A 3,191-nucleotide genomic window follows, 5' to 3' on the forward strand; every position below is an offset into this window, starting at 1 on the left:
GAATCGCAGGTCAAGAAGGGCAAGCTCAAGCAAGACAGGTGCGACGACCGCATGGCGCTCTTGACGACGACCCTGGCCTACGACGACATCATGGACGCCGACCTGGTGATCGAGGCGGTGTTCGAGGAGCTGAGCGTCAAGCAGGCGGTGTTCGGCCAGCTCGACGCGGTGATGAAGCCCGGCGCCATCCTGGCCAGCAACACCTCGACGCTGGACCTGAACGCGATCGCCAATTTCACCAAGCGCCCGCAAGACGTGGTCGGCCTGCATTTCTTCAGCCCGGCCAATGTGATGAAGCTGCTCGAAGTGGTGCGCGCTAAGGCGACGGCCAAGGACGTGTTGGCGACGGTGATGGCGCTGGCCAAGAAGATCCGCAAAACGGCAGTCGTGTCCGGCGTCTGCGACGGCTTCATCGGCAACCGCATGATCGAGCAGTACAGCCGCCAGGCCGGTTTCCTGCTGGACGAAGGTTGCACGCCGGCGCAGGTCGACCGTGCGGCCGAGAAGTTCGGTTTTGCGATGGGCCCGTTCCGCATGGGCGATCTGGCCGGTAACGACATCGGTTGGGCGATCCGCAAGCGCCGCTATCAGGAAAAGCCGAATCTGCGCTACTCCAAGTCTGCCGACCTGCTGTGTGAGCTGGGCCGCTTTGGCCAGAAGACGCAGGCCGGCTGGTACGACTACCAAGTCGGCAAGCGGGACGCGATCCCCTCCGCCGTGGTGGGCGAGATGCTGGATCAGCACCGCGCCGCCCTTGGCATCAAGCCGCGCCAGATCAGCGACGACGAGATCGTGCACAGGCTGGTCTACTCGCTGGTCAACGAGGCCGCGCATTTGCTGGAAGAGGGCATCGCCCAGCGCGCGTCGGACGTGGACATGGTCTATCTGACCGGCTACGGCTTCCCGCTCTGGCGCGGTGGGCCGATGTGTTATGCCGACCAGGTGGGGCTGTTCAACGTCGTGCGGGCGATGAAAAAGTTCGCTCAGAACCCACTGGATGACGCCGAGTTCTGGACGCCCGCGCCGTTGTTGGCGCGCCTGGTGGCCGACGGCAAGACATTCAATTAAGAAGGACCTGATCATGAGCAAAGCCGTCATCGTTTCCACCGCCCGCACCCCTTTGGCCAAGAGCTGGAAGGGGGCTTTCAACATGACTCACGGCGCCACTTTAGGTGGCCACGCGGTCAAAGCCGCCGTTGAGCGCGCCGGCATTGACGCCGCTGATATTGACGACGTGGTGATGGGCTGTGCCTTCCCTGAAGGCGCCACCGGCAACAATATCGCCCGCCAGATCGCGCTGCGCGCCGGTCTGCCCATCACCGTCAGCGGCTTCACCGTCAACCGCTTTTGTTCCAGCGGCTTGCAGGCGATTGCCTTGGCCGCGCAGCGCATCATCGCGGGCGAGGCCGAGGTGTTTGTGGCGGGCGGCGTGGAGAGCATCTCCTGCGTGCAAAACGAAGCCAACCGCCACATGATCAACGATCCCTGGCTGGCCAAGCACAAGCCCGAAATCTACTGGAGCATGTTGCAGACGGCCGAGACCGTGGCCACCCGCTACAACATCGCCCGTGAGCGCATGGATCAATACGGCGCGCAGAGCCAGCAGCGCGCTTGCGCAGCGCAAGCCGCCGGCCTTTTCACCGACGAGATCGCAGCGATTACCGTCACCATGGGCGTGGCCGACAAAGTCCTGGGCTTGACCACGCGTGAAGTGACCGTTAGCGCCGACGAAGGTCTGCGCGAAGGCACGACGTATGAAGGCATCAAGGATCTGCGCAGTGCCTTGCCCGGCGGCCTGGTGACGGCCGGCAATGCCAGCCAGTTTTCCGACGGCGCCGGTGCCTGCGTCTTGACCAGCGAACATTACGCCCAGACGCATGGGCTCAAGCCCCTGGGCCGCTTCCTGGGCTTCGCGACGGCGGGCTGCGAGCCGGATGAGATGGGCATTGGCCCGGTCTACGCCATCCCCAAGGTCTTGAAGCGCCTGGGTCTGAGCATTGCCGACATTGATCTGTGGGAGCTGAACGAAGCCTTTGCCGTGCAGGTGCTGTACTGTGCCGACACGCTGGGTATCCCCATGGACCGGCTCAATGTCAACGGCGGCGCCATCGCGGTCGGCCACCCTTACGGCGTGTCGGGCCAGCGCATGATCGGCCATGCACTGATCGAGGGCCGTCGGCGTGGTGCCAAGCGCGTTTGCGTGACGATGTGCATTGGCGGCGGGATGGGCGCGGCAGGCATCTTCGAAGTCCTGTAGTTCACGTCATGCGACAAACCCTCGACTTTTTCTTGAACGACTGGCTCGGGGTGCAAGACCTGACCCTGCGCGAGCGTTTCGCCGAGCACAGCGGCGAGACCTTCGCGGCCGTGCTCGACACTTGCGAAAAAATCGCCCGCGACAAGTTCGCGAGCATCAATCGGCTGACCGACACCGACGAGCCGCGCTTTGACGGTGAGCGCGTGCACCTGCCCGCCGCCACCAAGTCGGCGACCGACGCCTACATCGCCTCCGGCATGTTGGCGGCAGCCCAAGACTATGCGATGGGCGGCATGCAGCTGCCCTGCGTGATCGAGATGGCGGCCAATGCTTTCTTCAGCAAGGCGAATGTGGCGATTGGCGCCTACGCCATGCTGACCGCCGGCAATGCCAATCTCTTGATGGCGCATGGCACTGATAAACAGCGCGAGGTTTTTGCGGCGGCCGAGTTTGCTGGCCGCTGGTTCGGCACCATGTGTTTGAGCGAGCCGCAGGCCGGTTCGTCCTTGTCCGACATCACGACCCGGGCCGAGCCGGACGACGCCGATGATCCGCTCGGGCCACGCTTTAGGTTGAAGGGCAACAAGATGTGGATCTCGGCCGGCGAGCATGAGCTGAGCGAGAACATCATTCATTTGGTGCTGGCCAAGATCCCCGGCCCCGACGGCAAATTGACCGCCGGCGCGCGCGGGATCTCGCTGTTTATCGTGCCCAAGCAGATGCTGGACGCCGAGGGTCAGTTGACGGGCGAGCGCAACGATGTGCGGCTGGCCGGCCTGAACCACAAGCTCGGCCTGCAGAGTGAGACCCTTCAGAAGCAAATAGAGGCAAAAGACAAAAAAGCCGAAGAGTTTAAAATTTACTGTTGGGAAACAATTTATAAAAAATATCAAGGAGATTTCAAGGAAGCACTCAGAGGATCTTTGAAGTCTGA

The 3,191-nt window shown here is 62.6% G+C and carries 3 protein-coding genes; all 3 read left to right on the top strand.

Translation table 11 applies throughout. The features are described from left to right. On the top strand, positions 1–1,068 hold a 1,068-nt coding region (locus RMO57_RS05600), incomplete at its 5' end, for a 3-hydroxyacyl-CoA dehydrogenase (protein WP_310384995.1). A 13-nt stretch (positions 1,069–1,081) separates the two neighbouring features. Then, entirely contained in the window at positions 1,082–2,257 is a 1,176-nt protein-coding gene (locus RMO57_RS05605) for an acetyl-CoA C-acyltransferase (protein ID WP_310384997.1), read from the top strand. 8 nt (positions 2,258–2,265) lie between these two features. Then, on the top strand, positions 2,266–3,191 hold a 926-nt coding region (locus RMO57_RS05610; RefSeq protein WP_310384999.1), incomplete at its 3' end, for an acyl-CoA dehydrogenase family protein.

It is taken from the genome of Roseateles sp. (genome assembly GCF_031397715.1).
Taxonomy (GTDB): domain Bacteria; phylum Pseudomonadota; class Gammaproteobacteria; order Burkholderiales; family Burkholderiaceae_C; genus Paucibacter_A.

Bases quoted from the DNA above. Each gene is read 5' to 3' on its own strand.
- RMO57_RS05605 (WP_310384997.1), top strand. From the start codon at position 1,082: ATGAGCAAAGCCGTCATCGTTTCCACCGCCCGCACCCCTTTGGCCAAG.